The organism is Methanosarcina flavescens (assembly GCF_001304615.2).
In the GTDB taxonomy this organism is placed as follows: domain Archaea; phylum Halobacteriota; class Methanosarcinia; order Methanosarcinales; family Methanosarcinaceae; genus Methanosarcina; species Methanosarcina flavescens.
Genome location: NZ_CP032683.1, coordinates 1,073,762 through 1,091,489 on the forward strand (window position 1 = coordinate 1,073,762; position 17,728 = coordinate 1,091,489).

Consider the following 17,728-nt stretch of genomic DNA (forward strand, 5'->3'; position numbering starts at 1 on the left):
TCCCTGACGTCTAAGATGTTCAGTTACCCCCGTTACACTTAAACCCTGAAAAGTTAAGTATCTATATTAAATATCTATAATAAGATTGAGTTTGTTTACACTATAGTTCTTCTCTCAACTAGTTACACTTTTAATTTGTGGATAAAATTTTTCTATCCAGCTTTTTGCAAATGATAGCGAACCCTCTATCCTGTTAAATTCATTTTTGATTATATTTCTCAAATGTTCTTTTGATTGAATAAATCTGACCGATACTTCTCTTTTAATTGTTTTCCATATTAACTCTACAGGATTCAAATCTGGTGAATAAGGTGGAAGAAACACAAGTTTAATTCCCAATTCTTTTGCTTTCATCTTTGTTTTATCTGCTTTATGTGCTTTAAAATTATCAAGTATAAGTACTATGATTTTTCCTCTGTTCTCTTCCATTATTTTTTCAAGAAACTCACATACGCTTTCTGCCTTTGAACTCTCTTTAAAATCAATCAGATTATTCCCATTAATTGAGTAAAAGGCAAATGCATTTGCCTTTATGTAATCTGTATTTTTTATCATTGAAGATTTTGTAAATGACCACAAACGCTGCGTATTTGCTTTTGTTTGTGGTGAGGATTCATCAAGGAAACCTATTACATATTTCTAATGTGAAAGAGGATACTTTGGAACTGTTTCACTTAACTTTTTTTAAAATTTCTTCTGCATCTTTAGGTCTCCTGTAGTCGAGAATATAAGGTTTTGAATGATGCATTCCAAAGTTTTTCAGTATAACTCCTATCCTTTTTAATGAGTACTCAACGCCATATTTTTCCTTTATTAGCTCTAATACTTCTCTGGTAGTCCAGAAATCTTTCTTTTTCAACAAACTCTTTAATTCTATCATTTGTTCGTCAGTAAGCTTAGGCTTTCTTCCTCCACCAAATTGTGGCATCAAGGCGGCATAGCCGCCTTTATTCCAATAATCTTGCCAATAATAGCCACATTTCTTAGTTACCCCAACTTTGATGGCAGCTTCTTCAACAGAACCTCCTAAATACCTAAATTTGATAAAATAAAGCCTTTTTAGAACGCGAGAGTTATTTTCATGTTTGATTAAGGAGTTAACCTCATCAAGACTTAACTTCTGATCAATAGCAATTTGTTCCTTCCCCACCATAAAAGGATAATATGAGTTAATGTGTGTAATACCTTACGTCAAGGACTATAAATTGTTAGGCATACAAAGCAGCTTTAAACCCATAATAAAACCTGGCATTGTTTTAGACTTGCAAAGACTTACAAGTGAATGGAAAGGGAAGAGCAGGACGGATCGCAGAAAAGAGATTAAGAAGAAGCCCGGAAGCTCTAATCCCGTTTACCGTATCCCCCCAATACAGCAGCCCAGCCGATATTTCCCCCCAGATATATCGATTCTGAGCAGGATAGGCCTCCAGGCAATTCTTTAATTTATTTCATACTAGACTTACTTCCTAACTCCACAATATATTAAGGACATGAATTATTTTAAATTAATTATTCAAAAAATAAGATGCAAACAAAATATAAATTGGCATCAAATATTTTAAGCTCTGATGGATTTCACATGAGCGATACATCTGGAAAAAAGAATAATTGTTTTTAAAATTTAATTTTTCCTAGCTTTCACTTCATATAAGGAAGTAATTATATAATATTTTAAGCTTAATTATATTAATCTATACGTTTAAGGGTTTGAACATGTAATATAATTATTATGGCTTATCTTATCAATTAATTCATTCAACAGGGGTTGAGGGAAATATGTCATTTTTTAAAGATAGGGTGGATGCTGGAAGAAGGCTGGCGAAAGAGCTTTCTAAATATGCAAATCGTTCGGATGTATTGATACTCGCGCTCCCACGGGGTGGCGTTCCAGTGGCATTTGAGGTTGCAAAGGAACTGAATGTAAAAATGGATGTGTTTATAGTGCGGAAACTGGGAGTGCCCGGAAATGAAGAACTGGCAATGGGAGCTATTGCTTCTAACGATATCCGCGTGTTGAATGAAGATGTTGTCAGGTCGTTTCAGGTACCCGATAGAGTAATTGCTACCGTAGCTGCGAATGAGCTCAGGGAACTTGAGCGCAGAGAACGCCTTTATCGCGGAGACAGGCCCAAACCCGATATAAGTGGGTCGACTGTAATTTTGATAGATGACGGCCTTGCTACGGGCGCAACAATGCGTGCAGCTGCAGCTGCCCTTAAAACCAAAAACCCGGCTAAAATCGTTGTTGCAGTGCCAACAGCTGCACCTGACACATGCGAATTTTTCGGAAGGGAGGTAGACGAAGTAATATGTGTGACTACGCCTGAACCTTTCTATGGGGTTGGAGCCTGGTACGTTGATTTCAGGCAGACAACTGACGAAGAGGTAATTGAACTCCTGGAAAAGGCAAGAACTCTTCCGGCTAAATGAAAACTGATTTGATATCTGCTTGTATCCGAATCTGTGATTAATAGCAGAACTTTTTGGGGGGATTGGCATGAGCGAATTATCGAGTAAAAGCAAGAGCAGTAATGAGATTCAAATCCCGATTGATTCCATCACACTTGAAGGAAATCTCACTATTCCTGAAGAAGCGAAAGGAATTGTTGTTTTTGCACACGGCAGCGGGAGCAGTCGTTTTAGCTCGCGGAACCGGTTTGTTGCACAGGAACTTCAGAAGGAAGGCCTCGGAACGCTGTTATTCGACCTGTTGACAGCCGAAGAGGAGAGAATTGACATGGTAACGGCCCATCTCAGGTTTGATATTGACCTGCTTGCAAACCGGCTTGTTGAGGTTACAAACTGGCTTTTGAGCAATCCTGATACTAAAAACCTCAATATAGGTTATTTTGGCGCCAGTACGGGAGCTGCAGCCGCACTCATAGCTGCAAAAGAGCATGCAGGTGTTGTAAAAGCAGTCGTCTCCAGGGGAGGAAGACCTGATCTTGCTGAAAAAGCTCTGCCGGATGTAAAGGCTCCAACACTGCTTATTGTGGGCGGGCAGGATTTTCAGGTAATCGAGATGAATCAGTGGGCATTAGACCGGTTGAAGGCAGAGCAGAAAGAACTTAAAATCGTTCCCGGAGCAACTCATCTTTTCGAAGAGCCGGGCACACTTGAAGAAGTTGCAGATTTAGCTGGAGAATGGTTTAAAAGATATCTTCTGGAAGGGAAATAACAGGTAAGTAGCGAATTGTTGAATGAGTAAAAAATAACGATTGCTTTGTTTTAGTTTATTCGGCTCTGTAGAGAACCTATCGAAATCAGCTTAAACAGGCTAAAACTAGAGTTTCTAAGGTAAATATTTTCGCTTACTTCATAACTACGGAATACACGGAAAGCACCGACGAGCTGTACCCGTATTATCCCTATTCCGCGTTTTCCGTGCTTTTCGTGGTTAACGATTCCTACAAAGCCGTTTATATCTTCCGTCCCTGTTTCAGTCCTGTTATCTGCTACAGATCTAAAGCTCACTTTTAAAATGTATAATAAACTTTGTTCCATTTCTCCTTTCCAGATCTAAACTGCCCTCTATCTGGTTTATAAGAGCGTTTACAAGCTGCAAACCCAGAGATTCAGGGTTCCTGAAATCGAGCCCTTCCGGAAACCCTTTCCCATTGTCTGCATAAATAAGCTTATAATTTTTACTCGCTCCGGAAAGCTTTCCTGAGCTTTCAAGAAGGATTTCACCCGTGGAATTATTTCCTGTTATTTCTTCTATAGATTTTTCTCTGACCAGTGAAATCGAGATTTCACCGCCTGCTCCTGCTGGAAAAGCGTACTTAATAGAATTTGTAAACAGTTCATTTATTATAATGCCCAGGGAAACCGCAGTATCGACCTCCAGGAAAACAGTACTGATATCAAGCTTTACGCGAATTTCACCGGTTTTGGTATTGTATGATTTGATAAGATCGGCTATCAGTTTACGGAGATAGGACGAAAAATCAAGAGAATCCAATTTTCCAGATTCGTAGAGCTCCTGGTGAATAAGAGACATCGATAGAATACGGCTTTCGCTTTCCTTAAAAGCTTCAATGACCTTTCTGTCACTGAACTTTTCAGCCTGAAGATCAAGCAGGGACGAAACTATCTGCAGGTTGTTTTTAATTCTATGGTTGATCTCTCTCTTCCGCAACTGCTCAGCTTTTTTCTTTTCCGTAATGTCCCTGCACATCTCAAGGATGCCTATAATTTTTCCATCCTCTCCGGTTACAGGAATTGCCTGAATGTACCAGGTCTTGCCATCCTTTGTAGTAAATTCCCCTGATTTTTTATTGCCTGTTACAAAAATCCGCTCAAAATTCAGGTAACTGGATAGAAGGCCAACTGTACCAGGAATATCTTTAAGGGACATTCCAATTGCCTTTTGAAGCTCTATGTTCATACATTCAAGGGCAGACCTGTTTACCCAGATAATTTTAAGCTCAGGGCTTACGAAAATAACCAGCTCATTCAGGGAATCGAGCAGGACTTTCTTTTCTTGTTCCTGTGCCTTTAATTCCTGTTCTGCAAGATTAATTTCATTTAACATCCCGTTAATCTCTTTTGAAAGGCGATAGAGCTCATCATTATTCTCAAGGGACAACCTTCGGGAAAGATCCCTCTCCGACCTGATCCGAGTAACGAAATCGTCAATTTGTATTATTCTTGAGACGAACAGCCTGTCAAGTGCAAATTTAACTCCTATGCCTGTCATAAGTCCGGTTAGTAAAAGGAAAAAATACATATTATCCAGGATTCTCTCGCCATTTGAATAGAGCCTTCTGGGGAAATCTGCTTTAATAATAAGGGCAGGCTTGCCTGAAATATCTTCTAATTCGAAGAAACCTGCTATTCTCTCATCGTTTTCAGGTATAATGATGGGTCTATCTGGAAAATCCGAAAAGCTTTTAATCTGTGATCTGACGTCAGCAGGCAATTCTTCATAAGTTCTGTACATTGTAAGGGAATAACAGGTAGCATCTTCGAAAGAAGCCAGAAGTGCCTCATCAAAATATTTTCCGAAAATCAAAGTGCCTCTCACAGGTCCCTTTGAATTTGACGTAAGGATTGGATGACAGGCAATAAACATAGGGCTTTCTTCGAGTAATACAAAACCGCTTATGGTTTCATTTTCTGCTTTTGTAAGAAGAGTTCCGTCTTTTATCAGTTGAAGTAACTCCTGAGGGACCGATACTTCTTCTGCGGTATCAATATCTATTGATTTTGCATAGACCACATCTCCGGATTCGTTTACAAAAAGTGTCACATGAAGCTTGATTCCTGCAAGGGTCTGATTCTGTAGATTTACATTGATATATTGCAGGTTTCCATTCTCAATAAATTCATAAGTATCATCCCAACAAGCCCAATCCTGCACGATGGAATCCAAGTACTCCTGTTCAGCTGAAACGGCATTCTGTACTCTTTCTACATTCTCCAGTGTATCATTATGTTCAAGTTCCAGAAAGTTAGAACGCTGCATGCTATAGGTGAGAGTAAAGGCAGCTGTAAGAACAGCAAAAATTAAAAGGGTTACTAAAAGAACCTTTTTACTGATATCTATTCTGGACACCCCACAGCCTGTAAATAAGAAAAAACTAAAATTTATTAAAGTATAAAGGGGGAACAGTATATAAAATTTAGGATAAATATGAGATAAATTTAAAGGAAAGAATACTTTTCTCGAATTTCAAGTGTTTGCAGCTACAGAGAGAATAATATCGGAAATTGTTCTCAAAATTTAGTCTTGATACACAGGGATATACATAGAAACATATTCAATAGGGTCCATCGTATGGTAAGGATATATTATAAATGAAAAAAAATTAAGAGTCGAGCTCAATAGATTAAAAAAAATTGAGAGCTATGACGTTTATGAAGATGTATTAACAGACAGATAAGTTATTTATCGAAATCACCGATACTGGTTCTGCTCCTTTACTTTCTTCTCCAGAAGCCCATAAACAGCAGGACTCTGAATTACTTCTCCCCTGGCATTATAACGAGAACCGTGGCAATGGCAGTCCCAGGTTCTATCAGCATCATTCCAGGATACCGTGCATCCCATGTGCCTGCAGGCAGGATTGAGAGTATAAAGTACGCCCTGAGGGTCCCTGTATACAGCCACCTTGTCCTCTCCTTTCTCAACAAGGGTGCCCTGACCTGGTTCAACTTCTGGGAGATCTTCCCGGATAATGAGTTCGGATATTTCTCTGAACCTTGATGGATCGTATACCTCAGCCCACGGATTATCCCTGCCAAGAATCATATCCGTGATTATCACTGCTGCCGCAGTGCCAGTTGTCATGCCCCACTTCCCGAATCCGGTAGCCAGATAGGAATGCTCGCTGTCCGGAGTAAGCCTTCCTATAAGCGGCACACCATCTTCAGATACTACATCCTCAGTTAACCAGTGGTAGTCAATAGACCTTACATTATAGATCGACCTTGCCCAATCCTCAAGCTGCCTGTAGTGCTGATGTGTTGGATTTCCACTCCCTGTCGGATGCCCGTCGCCAACTGCAAGCACAAGTTCACCTCCCTCAGCAGGCTGGGAGCGGAGGGACCGGGCAGGCTCCTCAGCATTTATAAACATTCCATCCGGAAATGTTTCTTCAATGCGTAGTCCAAGTACATACGACATAGACTGAGATAGTTTTTTGAACAGTTCTCCTGGCTTATCAAGGATCGGGAAATGCGTTGCCTGAATTACATCGTCAGCTCTTACTGTCCCCCTATCAGTTTTAATTACTACGGGCTCTCCTCCTTCTATCCCGAGTGCCCGAGTTTTCTCAAAAATATAGCAACTATCTCCCTCAATCTCTCTGGCAAGGGCACACAGGTATTTTCGAGGATGAAACTGTGCCTGTCTGTTAAAGCGGACTGCTCCGTAGGTCTCAAAAGGCAACGGTAGACTATTTTCAAATGAGGCTGGAAGCCCCAGGCTCCTGGCTGCTCGGACCTCATCCAGAATTTTCTGTGCAGAATTTTCAGAACCTGCATAGACATACGCCGACTTTTGAGCGAAGTCACAGGATATGTCCCATGAACGAACGATATACTCTATTCTGTCGATTGCCGCCTGATTAGCCTCAGCGTACTGTTTCGCCTGTGCTCTTCCAAATCGTGAGATCAGTCTGTCATAAATAAGGTTGTGCTGGGATGTGATTTTTGCTGTTGTATAGCCTGTAGCTCCTTTTATTATCCTGTCTGCCTCGATAACTGCGACAGACACCCCCACTTCCTTCAAAAGAAAAGCCGAAGTAATTCCGACTATTCCTCCCCCGATTATCGCCACGTCAACATTAATATCCCCTGAGAGAGCAGGATAGTTTGATTCAGGGGTAGTTGCTAGCCAGTATGATTCTGCCCTGCCAGGCAGAGTATAACCAGTATTTTTCCCATGTGTCATATTTTTCACTTAACCTTTGTTCTAGTTTATCTAGGAGATCGAACACTTCTCTCATCGATAAAGAGCGAACGCTTATAGGATAAAGATCTCGCCCGGTGCAATCATGCAGTCCTGAAAAGATAATGGAATCTCACTCCCTGACCTTCTTTTCCGAAAGGCTATATACTGCAGGACTTTTGATTACCTTTCCAGTTGCGCTGTAGCGGGAACCATGACACGGGCAGTCCCAGGTTTTTTCCGCATTGTTCCAGGAAACAATGCATCCCATGTGTTTGCAGGAGGGGTCAAGAGTATGGAGCACCCCTGCCTCGTCCCTGTATGCTGCAACTCTTTCTCCTTCGATTTTTACAATTGCACCCTCTCCAGGCAAGATCTGTGAGGCTTTCTCATGAGTGGGAACTATCCGTTCTCCCACAAGGCCTTTGGTTGCTTCGGCAACCTGTGAGAAAAAGGTTTTAGCCGATTCAAGAGGCTTGAATCGTGAAGGATTATATACCTCCTCCCAGGAGTTAGATTTTCCGAGGATCATATCTGTAAGAATCATCGCTGCAGCAGTGCCTGTGGTCATACCCCATTTCCGGAATCCTGTTGCAATATACATGTTTTCGTCATCAGAGGTCATCTGGCCAATGTAGGGAACATGGTCAACAGTTATGACATCCTGAGTTGACCAGTGATAATCGATGGAGTTGACTGGGTAGATTGATCTTATCCATTTCTCGAGGTTTTGATAGTGGTCGATTTCATTCCCCTCCCCAGTCCTGTGCCCTTCTCCTGATACAAGTATTAGTTCGCCTTCCCCTGCAGGTTGGGAACGCAGGGATCTGATAGGTTCTTCGGCACTGATAAACATTCCCCGCGGGAAAGGCTCTTCAATATGAAACCCCAGGACATATGAGCGGGACTGATACAGGCGCTGGAAAAACAACCCGGGCTTGTCGTGAATCGGAAAATGTGTCGCCTGGATAACTTTGTTTGCTTTGATGGTCCCTTTATCCGTTATTATAGTTATAGGGCCATCTCCTTCGAGCTTCAATGCCTTCGTCTTTTCAAAGATATGGCAGCCATCGCCTTCAATCTCCTTTGCCAGGGCACAGAGATATTTTCTGGGATGGAACTGAGCCTGATTGCCGAAACGGACTGCACCGTACGTTTTAAAAGGCAGCGGAAGGTCAGATTCAAACGAAGCCGGGAGCCCGAGGCTTTGAGCTGCATCTACCTCGTTCCGGATATTTACAATCGACTCTTCTGAACTGGCATAAACGTAAGCCGGCATGCGGACAAAATCACAGGCTATGCCTTTTGAGCTTACTATGGAAGCTATCTTCTCTACGGCTGCCTGATTGGAGTCTGCATACTGCTGAGCCTGTTCTTTTCCGAATTTTGAGATCAGGCTGTCATAGATCAGGCCATGCTGGGATGTAATTTTTGCTGTTGTATAGCCTGTTACCCCTTTGAGAATCCGATCCGCTTCGATCACTGCCACGGACGATACCCCTGCTTCCTTTAGAAGGAAAGCAGTTGTAATACCCACTATCCCGCCTCCCAGAATTGCCACATCTATATGAATATCTCCGGAAAGAGGAGGATAGCTAGATTCAGGCGTGGTTGCCAGCCAGTAAGACTCTGCCCTTCCAGGCAGGATATAGTCAGTTTTCTTGTTGTCTGCCATATCTTCCACCATAAAAATCTTGAGGGAACCCGCGCACCTGAGCTCTCTGATAGTCGTGCACTCTAAGCAGCAAACCCCAGAAACTGGCTCAAGCTTTGTAAACCCCCTTTACTCACGGTTCTCCCCTGTATCAGTTCTCAAACGGATACCATAGAATTATCTAATCAAATATTAAAAATTAATAGTAACATTAACTCAGGTATTACTGTAATAGACAGAACTAAAACGCGAATATAAAGCTGGAATATCGGAAATTAAAACAGAGATGAAAACTATCTGTCCATTTGAGGTTTATAAGAAGTATTGGGGTATGACATGAGGTATATGGTGTTTTTGAGGGGAGTGCCCGGTTCCGGCAAATCAACTTTTGTCAGGGAAAATAACCTTGAACCTTATACAATTTCTTCAGACAGTATCCGGCTGCTCCTTAAGCCTCCTGTTTTGTCTGTCACCGGAAGACCAGTTATTTCTCAAAAGATCAATCGCCGGGCCTGGGGGCTCATTTACTCGCTTATAAAAAGCCATATGGAGGAAGGAGATTTCATAGTCCTTGACGCAACGAATGCGGGAAATGCAGATATTGCAAAGTACAGGAAGCTTGTCAAAACCTACAGGTATAAAGCCATCTGTATTGATTTCTCGGACATTCCTCTTGAGATTGCAAAGGAGAGAAACAGGAAAAGGCCTGAGTATGAGATTGTGCCTGAGACTGTAATTGATGAGATGTACTCCACAATAAGCAGGCAAAAGGTACCTTCATTCGTTACAGTAATAAAGCCACAGGAATTTCATGAAAAATTCCTGTATAAGGCTACTGACTTTTCCCATTATAGAAGAATCCATCACATAGGGGACATAAACGGGAATTATAGGGCTCTTAAGGAGTACCTTGCATGCGGGCTAAATGAGAGTGACCTGTATATTTTTCTAGGAGATTACGCAGGTAGCAGAGCTGAAATCTCTGAGAACACTGAGGTTGTTAAATTTCTTATCTCCATAATGGACAGGAATAACGTTATCCTGCTCGAAGGAGACCAGGAAGCATATTCTTGCAGCCTGGCAGGAGGCGGAGAACAAACCCAGACCTCCGGGCTAGAGGATAGAGTGCATAATATTCTAGAAATGAAGCAGGCAGGCATTATAAATAACGATATTTCCATCTTATGTAAGAAATTGAGGTTATCTGCTTACTATAAATTCCATAACAAATGCGTGCTCGTAACTCATGGAGGCCTGAGTAACCTTCCTGAAAACCTGATTCTTATAGGAGCCGATCAGATGATTAACGGCGTGGGAGAACCCGAAGATGCCTATCTAGTTGCTTCGAGTTTCAACAGAAACACAGGTGAAAACATTTATCAGGTTCACGGGCACAGGAATCCTGAAAATCTCCCCATTGAAAACGGAAGAACGTTCAATTTGTGCCCTGAAGAAGAAGGTTCCCTTAGAATCGTCACTCTTGACAGAGAAGGCTTTCACAGCCAGGAAATCAAAAGAAGCGTATAACAGGCAAAGAATTTAAGATCTAAAGATTAAATATAACTTCAACAAAATAGGTAAAATATAGTGATAAAAAGAAAAAAATTCTTTAAAAATTCCCTGAAATAAAAAAATAAGTTAAATTTTAACCCAGGGAAGTAAAGAGTTTAAAGACAATTTTATTTTGCGGATTCAGGCTGGAGCATCTTTGTTCATGATATAGGCAACCATTTCACGGTTGATTTTGCTCTCCCTTGAGACCTTTGCTTCAATATCCTCATTGGATTTACCTTCGATTCTCATTTCCTTTATTTTCTCAATAACTGATGATGGAATGGTGTAGTATTCGTTAATATCCTTCCTGTGCCCCCATACATCACCTTCAATAAGCTGGATTTTCTGCATTTCAAGGAACATTTCTATAGATCTTGAAATTGTGCCCTTGTAAGATTTAGGTAACTGAATAGCCTCAATCTTCGGACAGGTTTCAACCAGTTCGAAAATGTCCTTGTTCGAAGGTCTGAAAGCCAGATGCACCATTCTTTCATTTGGATTCAGTGTAAAAATCTCGTTTCTTGAGCTAACAACTCTAATTTTCATTGTTTTTTCCCCACTATAAAGCTTTTTTACGTTTTATATCCATATAAGCTATTTACACTGACTATAAATATTTATCTTACTGTTCCATTAATTTTTATACAGTCTTCTGCCTTTTTGCGTCCATTAATTTCCTCCAGTTAATCAAGAGAACGAGTTAGCTGAAAAGCAATTGGAATTCAGGAGTTTACCTGGAGTACAAAAATATAAGATCATCAAATAAAAAGTAGCTTGATCAGTTAACGCAGCCCTATCAGATATTTACTATCAAGCTGTTAATTAAATGAAAGCTTAAGCTGTTATGATAACGGGTTAGTCAATATATATAAATATAAGTAAAAATTATATGATAATGTAAGTCCCGGAGATTAAGGTCATTCTTACGGCTTAAATTGCCCAAAGATCTCATCTTCTCAAAACAGAGTACTAAAACTTTATTAATAAATCAATAAGTTAAAAAAACGAGAGTTTTTGATTATTAATTGCTTTACAATTAATTAAATTCTGAATAATTAGATATTATCTGGAGAATCAGTCATTAAATAGTTAATTAAATTTTTGATGATAATTAAGCTTCTCGCGGTCAGTTAACAAGAATACTAAAGGACTTTAATGGTGTTAAGTAAATTTATCGGGGGTTTTGGTCTTGCAGAAAACAAAAATAGTTATCTTGGTGGTACTAGTGCTTTTTACACTTCGAGCTGTTGCTGGCAGCGCTTCTGCTGCAATTATTTATGTAGAGCCTGGAGACTCGATTCAAAAAGCAGTAAATAACGCGCGACCGGGCGATACAATAATTGTAAAGCCAGGAACATATAACGGAGATATAGAGATTTCAACCGCAAATCTGACTCTAATATCAAGCAGTCCGCATAAAACAATAATTAAAGCTAAGAATAATGCCTTTAATATTTACGAAAGTAATGTTGTAATAAAAAATTTTGATATAAGAGGTCCGGGTAAATACTCAGGCATTTGTTTTTCGTTTAGCCGCACCGAATCTACCAATGGAGCTTTTTACTGCACAGTTCAAAATAACAGGATATCTAATTTTAGTATAGGTGCAGATATTGGATTTTATATGAATAGTGGAGGTGAATACATTCTCAATAATGATATTTTCAACTGCGAGACAGGAATATATGCCTTTGATCTTATGTTCGAAACCCTGACAGTTAGTGGAAATCGTATTACAAACTGTGATAATGGATTATATCTTATTGATGCCCCATGTATTGTTATAAACAATAATTTTAATAATACCGTAAATATAAATGCTCCTGAAGGGATTGAATGTATATTCAACACTACGAAAACGGCCGGGAAAAACATTGTAGGTGGCCCGTATCTGGGGGGCAACTACTGGGCAACCCCATCAGGCAGGGGCTTTTCACAGACCCATTCCGACAAGAACGGAGATGGTTTTGCAGATGAGCCATATAAACTGGACAATTCCCACAATTCCATTGATTATCTCCCTCTTATATCTTTGAAATCCCCGGTTGCTGCTTTTTCGGCATCTCCTACCTCAGGGAAAGCCCCATTGAAGGTTAAGTTTACTGACAAAAGTACAGGCTTACCCACCTCATGGAAATGGAGTTTTGGAGACGGAAATTATTCAACCGCCAAAAATCCTGTGCATAAGTACGGTAAAACCGGAAAATACACCGTTAGCTTAGAAGCTAAGAATAAAAAAGGCAGTAACACTAAAACCACTTATAATTATATCAGTGTAAAGTAAGCAGTGCCTTAAACAAAAAAGATCAAGTCTGAGAGTAAAAGATTACGCCTAAAAAGCAGGCACGATAGATTCAGATAGAAATCATTACAACTTTCAGAACTGAAGCCTGAAGAACGGAAAACATTTTCATGGCATGGTAACTTTTATTTTAATTCAGAGCCGATTAATCGTACATGGTGGGTATTGCGGGAAAGAAAAATCTGCGAGGAGCTAATCTTAAGGGAGCTGACCTTCGAGGAACAAACTTCCAAGGAGCTAACCTCGAAAAAGCTAACCTTATAGAGGCTGACCTCAGGAAGGCTAACCTTACAAATGCTAACCTTAAAGGGGCTGACCTTTTTGAGGCGAACCTTAAAGAGGCTAACCTTGAGGAAGCTTATCTTATATGGGCTGACCTCAGATGGGTTCAGCTTGAAGCGGCTAACCTTGAAAAAGCTCATCTTGAAGGGAGTAAACTTGAAGGAGCCAACCTTGAGAGAGCGGATCTTAAAGAGGCTAACCTTGAGGGGGCAAATCTTAAAAATGTTAACCTAAGAGGAACGAGTCTCGAAGGAGCTAACTTTAGAGGGGCAAATCTTGAGGGCATTAGCCTTGAGGGAGCAAACCTTAAAGCATCTATCCTTGAAGAGGCATACGGTCTGTCAATTGAGCAACTTTCGAAGGTTAGAACCCTTTATAACGCAAAATTAGATGAAAAACTACTCATATCGTTGAAAGAAAAATATCCTGCCCTTTTTGAAAGACCTAATTATAAAGAATAACAGGGAATTAACAGAACTTTTACCGGGGCTTTTTGCTTTGTATATTCTGTAGAAACAGTATTCAACGTGATTTCAAGATAACCTTTCCCATATCTGTGCGGTGTTTATGCTCCTATAAGCAGAAGTGATTGAAGACACAGAATTTACGCATTACTCTATTTCATTTTTAAATAGCTACCAGTATAACTTTAAATTTGTATTTTTCCCTTTTATTTATTCGTTCATATAAAGAAAATTAATCCACATAAGGCATCTTTTAATATTATGACTTTATCAAGACACATAATCTTTGAGCGCACTAATAATTACAAACATTTTGAAGCAATATTTAATAACAATAATCAGGAAGTGCTTGCATGACTGAACGACAGGTCGAAAGTGTACTTATCGAAATCCCGAAAGGAAGCCGGAACAAATACGAGTACGATAAAGAAAAAAAAGTAATTAAATACGACAGAATGCTTTCTTCATCAATGGTATATCCTTCAGATTATGGTTTTTTCCCAGATACCCTGGCCCTTGACGGTGACCCATTAGACGCTATGGTTTTAACCTGGGAACCTACCTTTCCGGGTTGTGTAATAGATGTACATCTCGTAGCACTGTTTGATATGGAAGACGATAAAGGAAGAGACGAAAAAATCCTCTGCGTTCCGAAGAACGATCCTATGTGGAACTATATTGAAACAACTGACCAGGTTCCACCTCACCTATTTAAAGAGATTACTCACTTCTTCCAGAATTACAAAAAATTAGAGGGCAAACATGTGAATGTTTTCGGCTGGAAAGGTCTCGAAACAGCCGTTGATATACTCCAGGAAGCTAAAGCCCGTTATATTGAACAAAAAAAGCAATGAAATTATCAAATCATTGGGATTGAGAAGTCATCATCTTGCTTTTATGACTAGGTGACATAAAAAGTATACTCTCTGAAACGGCATAAAAAGCATGCTGCATGGAATTATACTCTGCTAAAAATAATACATAAATCGCTCAAAATTAAAATAAAACTTTTTGGGATAGACACGAGGAACAATTATTTATTGGAACTATATCCACATAACCGACTCTTATATATCTAAACTATAAAAATAAATCCTACAAAAGCGATTTCAAGTTGAGTAGAATAAAATATTAGATAAAGAAATAATATTGGAAAAAAATAGTTTGATTTTCACCTGATAAGAGAATATTATGAAAAACAATAACAGAGTTTCAGGCATTGATATTATTGGAAATGTGCCATGGGGGATACATTTCTGCCAATTCTACCAGACAAAAGAAGATTTAACGGATATACTTATTCCCTACTTCAAGGCAGGACTGGAAAATAACGAATTTTGCTTGTGGGTTTTGCCAGTTGAGTTAGATGAAGAAAAGGCAAAAGAAGCTTTAAAAATGACTATTCCAGATATTCATGCTTATCTAGAGAAAGGACAAATAGAGATTATCCCATATACTTGCAAGCAAGTAGAAGAGGGTGCTTTAGACCCGCAGATAGCATTAAACCATTTGATTGAAAAAATCAGTAAGGCACTTGCCAGCGGATATGACGGTTTGAGGTATAGTGGAAGCGATTTCTGTGGTCAAGAGGGAATACTGGAATCTGTCACTGGTAAATACCCGATAATTGCCCTTTGCACTTATTTCCTTGACATATGTAATGCTACTACCAGTTTTGATGTCGTTTCAAATCACCAGCTTGCTTTGATTAAAAGAGAAGGCAAATGGGAAATAATAGAGAGTTTCTGCCAGAAAAGTATCATGGAACGCAAGCAGGCTGAGGAGGCACAGAGTGTAAGTGAGAAGCGCTTTCGTGCTTTGATAACGGCTAGTTCGGAAGCGGTGTATCGTATGAGCCCGGATTGGAGTGAGATGCATTATCTCTATGGTCAAGGTCTTCTTGCAAATACAGAGAGCCCAAGCCATACCTGGCTTCAGGAATACGTCCCTCCAGAAGATCAGTCGCATGTAATTGCCGTCATTAACGAAGCTGTCAGGGCGAAGAGTATTTACGAACTTGAACATCGAGTTTGGTTAGCCGATGGCAACATAGGATGGATAATTTCACGTGCGGTTCCCATTCTGGATGAAAATAGCGAAATTATTGAATGGTTCGGTACTGCCAGTGATATTACAGAGCAAAAAAAGTTGAATCTGAACTGAAAAACATTCTAGAGAATCTAGATAAATTAGTTAAAGAACGTACAGAAGAGCTTCAGATGGCTTATGATTCATTGAAAAAGAGTGAAAAAAATCTTGCTGAAGCTCAAGAAATAGCTCATCTTGGAAGTTGGGAACTAGATTTTGCAAGCAAGGAATTCCATTGGTCTGATGAAACATATCGTATTTTTGGACTTAAGCCTCAAGAATTAAAAGTGAATTACGATATTTTCTTAAGTTATGTGCATCCAGAAGATCGAAAACAAATAGATAATGCCGCTAAAGAGGCATTAAAAGGAAAACCTTCTGACATTAATTTAAGGATAACTCTAGCTAATGGAAAAGAGCGCATAGTCCATGTAAAATTTGAAATTATTTTCGATGAGAAAAATAATCCTGTCAGGGCTATAGGGACAACTCAGGATATAACAGAACATAGGAAAGCTGAGGAGAAAATTCAAATACTGGCAAATGCTGTGGAATCGTCAAATGATGCTATAATAACTAAGTCTCTTGATGGTGTTATTACAAGCTGGAATAAAGGAGCAGAGCAAGTTTATGGGTACTCACCAGAAGAAGTACTTGGGAAAGCCATAACCATCCTGGAACCATCCATATTAACTGGAGAAACCGAAAAATTAAATGAAAGGATTAAACAGGGAGAAAATATCCACAATTATGAGACTTCAAGGTTAAGAAAGGATGGTACGATAATAAATGTTTCAATAACTCTTTCCCCGATTTTTGATTTATCTGGAAAGCTGACTGCTGTTTCAACCATTACCAGAGATATAACCGAAAGCAAGATTGCAGCAGAAAAACTTAAAGAAAGCGAAGAAAAGTACCGAAATATCGTAGAGACAGCGAGCGAAGGTATAGTCATAACTGGGAACGAAAATATAATAATTTACGCTAATGAGAAAATGACAGACATGCTCGGATACACTTTGCAAGATTTTATTGGCAAACCAATATGGGGTTTCATCAGCGAAGAATGTAAACCTGTCATCAAAAGAAATCTGGAAAAAAGGAGGCAGGGAGTAATTGAGAGTTATGAATTGAAATTAATACGTAAAGATGGCACCCCTCTCTGGGCACTTCTGAGTGCTAAACCTCTTTTTGATAAGGAAAGCAAGTATATAGGTGCTATGAGCATGTTAACTGACATCACCAAGCGAAAAGAAGCTGAAGAAACTCTTACTAATATCGAAACTGCCCGTAAAAAAGAAATCCATCACCGCATTAAGAATAATCTTCAGGTAATTTCTTCTCTGCTCGACCTTCAGGCTGAACAGTTTAAAAACCGGGAAAATATTAAGGATTCCGAAGTTCTCGAAGCCTTTAGAGAAAGCCAGGATAGAGTTATATCTATGGCTCTTATTCATGAAGAGTTGTATAAAGGTGGAGGATTTGAAACACTAAACTTTTCTCCATACATTCAAGAACTCGCTGATACTCTTTTTCAAACCTACAGGCTTGGGAATACCGACATAAGCTTAAACATGGATCTGGAAGAGAAAATTTTATTTGATATGGATACTGCAATCCCGCTGGGGATAATAATTAATGAGCTTGTTTCCAACTCCCTCAAACATGCATTTATAGACAGAGATAGAGGAGAGATTAGAATCAAGCTACACAGGGAAGAATCCATAGAACCTGAAAGCGAAAGCTGCCAGAGTACAGGCAGTAGTTTTATTCTAACTATTTCCGACAACGGAGTTGGCATTCCTGAAAATCTTAATATTGAAGACCTTGATAGTCTTGGCATACAGCTGGTAACCTCCCTTGTAGAACAGTTAGATGGTGAGCTTAAACTAAAAAGGAATAATGGGACTGAATTCACCATAAGGTTCACGGTAGCAGAAAAAAGAGAATAAATTGTGCTATTTTTAAAATTATTTATTAGTCCCCTCTTC

At 39.6% G+C, this 17,728-nt stretch carries 11 protein-coding genes and 2 pseudogenes; 7 read left to right on the plus strand and 6 right to left on the minus strand.

Annotation, left to right across the window (positions count from 1 at the left end):
• Positions 1-114: 114 nt before the first annotated feature.
• Positions 115-1,153, minus strand: a pseudogene (locus AOB57_RS04860) (IS630 family transposase).
• 623 nt (positions 1,154-1,776) lie between these two features.
• Between AOB57_RS04860 and AOB57_RS04865 the strand changes: the two are divergent.
• Together AOB57_RS04865 and AOB57_RS04870 are read left to right on the plus strand one after the other, a co-directional pair.
• On the plus strand, positions 1,777-2,430 hold the full coding sequence (locus AOB57_RS04865; protein WP_054300028.1) for a phosphoribosyltransferase: 654 nt from the start codon (positions 1,777-1,779) through the stop codon (positions 2,428-2,430).
• 67 nt (positions 2,431-2,497) lie between these two features.
• On the plus strand, positions 2,498-3,178 hold the full coding sequence (locus AOB57_RS04870; RefSeq protein ID WP_054300027.1) for a dienelactone hydrolase family protein: 681 nt from the start codon (positions 2,498-2,500) through the stop codon (positions 3,176-3,178).
• A gap of 50 nt (positions 3,179-3,228) precedes the next feature.
• Here the strand turns inward: AOB57_RS04870 and AOB57_RS04875 are convergent, their stop codons facing one another.
• The 4 genes from AOB57_RS04875 to AOB57_RS04890 form a co-directional block, all read right to left on the minus strand.
• On the minus strand, positions 3,229-3,474 hold the full coding sequence (locus tag AOB57_RS04875) for a hypothetical protein (protein WP_054300026.1): 246 nt from the start codon (positions 3,472-3,474) through the stop codon (positions 3,229-3,231).
• Positions 3,464-5,557: a CHASE4 domain-containing protein gene (locus AOB57_RS04880; protein WP_167829547.1), complete on the minus strand. Its 2,094-nt coding sequence runs from the start codon at positions 5,555-5,557 to the stop codon at positions 3,464-3,466. The genes AOB57_RS04875 and AOB57_RS04880 overlap by 11 nt, the downstream gene beginning before the upstream one ends.
• 342 nt (positions 5,558-5,899) lie before the next feature.
• Positions 5,900-7,396 carry an FAD-dependent oxidoreductase gene (locus AOB57_RS04885; RefSeq protein WP_054298384.1) on the minus strand — a complete coding sequence of 499 codons (1,497 nt, stop codon included), beginning with the start codon at positions 7,394-7,396 and terminating at the stop codon, positions 5,900-5,902.
• A gap of 130 nt (positions 7,397-7,526) precedes the next feature.
• Positions 7,527-9,068, minus strand: a complete 1,542-nt coding sequence (locus AOB57_RS04890; RefSeq protein WP_054298401.1) for an FAD-dependent oxidoreductase — start codon at positions 9,066-9,068, stop codon at positions 7,527-7,529.
• A 315-nt stretch (positions 9,069-9,383) separates the two neighbouring features.
• Between AOB57_RS04890 and AOB57_RS04895 the strand changes: the two genes are divergently transcribed.
• Positions 9,384-10,574, plus strand: coding sequence for an AAA family ATPase (locus AOB57_RS04895; RefSeq protein ID WP_054298385.1), 1,191 nt, complete (start codon positions 9,384-9,386; stop codon positions 10,572-10,574).
• A 165-nt stretch (positions 10,575-10,739) separates the two neighbouring features.
• Here the strand turns inward: AOB57_RS04895 and AOB57_RS04900 are convergent, their stop codons facing one another.
• A complete protein-coding gene (locus AOB57_RS04900; protein WP_054298386.1) occupies positions 10,740-11,147 on the minus strand; it encodes a DUF1699 family protein in 408 nt (135 codons plus the stop codon).
• Positions 11,148-11,790: 643 nt separating this feature from the next.
• Here AOB57_RS04900 and AOB57_RS04905 point away from each other — a divergent pair.
• The 4 genes and pseudogenes from AOB57_RS04905 (at position 11,791) to AOB57_RS15120 (ending at position 17,689) form a co-directional block, all read left to right on the plus strand.
• Positions 11,791-12,885, plus strand: coding sequence for a NosD domain-containing protein (locus tag AOB57_RS04905; protein WP_054298387.1), 1,095 nt, complete (start codon positions 11,791-11,793; stop codon positions 12,883-12,885).
• Positions 12,886-13,058: 173 nt separating this feature from the next.
• Positions 13,059-13,646 (plus strand): pentapeptide repeat-containing protein, encoded by a 588-nt coding sequence (locus AOB57_RS04910; RefSeq protein WP_054298388.1) that lies wholly within the window; start codon positions 13,059-13,061, stop codon positions 13,644-13,646.
• Between the two features lie 356 nt (positions 13,647-14,002).
• Positions 14,003-14,503: an inorganic diphosphatase gene (locus AOB57_RS04915; RefSeq protein ID WP_054298389.1), complete on the plus strand. Its 501-nt coding sequence runs from the start codon at positions 14,003-14,005 to the stop codon at positions 14,501-14,503.
• 337 nt (positions 14,504-14,840) lie between these two features.
• A pseudogene (locus tag AOB57_RS15120) lies at positions 14,841-17,689 on the plus strand (PAS domain S-box protein).
• The last annotated feature ends 39 nt before the right edge of the window (positions 17,690-17,728 follow it).

Coding starts and splice junctions, on each gene's coding strand:
- AOB57_RS04865 (WP_054300028.1), top strand. CDS start 1,777: ATGTCATTTTTTAAAGATAGGGTGGATGCTGGAAGAAGGCTGGCGAAA.
- AOB57_RS04870 (WP_054300027.1), top strand. CDS start 2,498: ATGAGCGAATTATCGAGTAAAAGCAAGAGCAGTAATGAGATTCAAATC.
- AOB57_RS04885 (WP_054298384.1), bottom strand. CDS start 7,396: ATGACACATGGGAAAAATACTGGTTATACTCTGCCTGGCAGGGCAGAA.
- AOB57_RS04890 (WP_054298401.1), bottom strand. CDS start 9,068: ATGGCAGACAACAAGAAAACTGACTATATCCTGCCTGGAAGGGCAGAG.
- AOB57_RS04895 (WP_054298385.1), top strand. CDS start 9,384: ATGAGGTATATGGTGTTTTTGAGGGGAGTGCCCGGTTCCGGCAAATCA.
- AOB57_RS04900 (WP_054298386.1), bottom strand. CDS start 11,147: ATGAAAATTAGAGTTGTTAGCTCAAGAAACGAGATTTTTACACTGAAT.
- AOB57_RS04910 (WP_054298388.1), top strand. CDS start 13,059: ATGGTGGGTATTGCGGGAAAGAAAAATCTGCGAGGAGCTAATCTTAAG.
- AOB57_RS04915 (WP_054298389.1), top strand. CDS start 14,003: ATGACTGAACGACAGGTCGAAAGTGTACTTATCGAAATCCCGAAAGGA.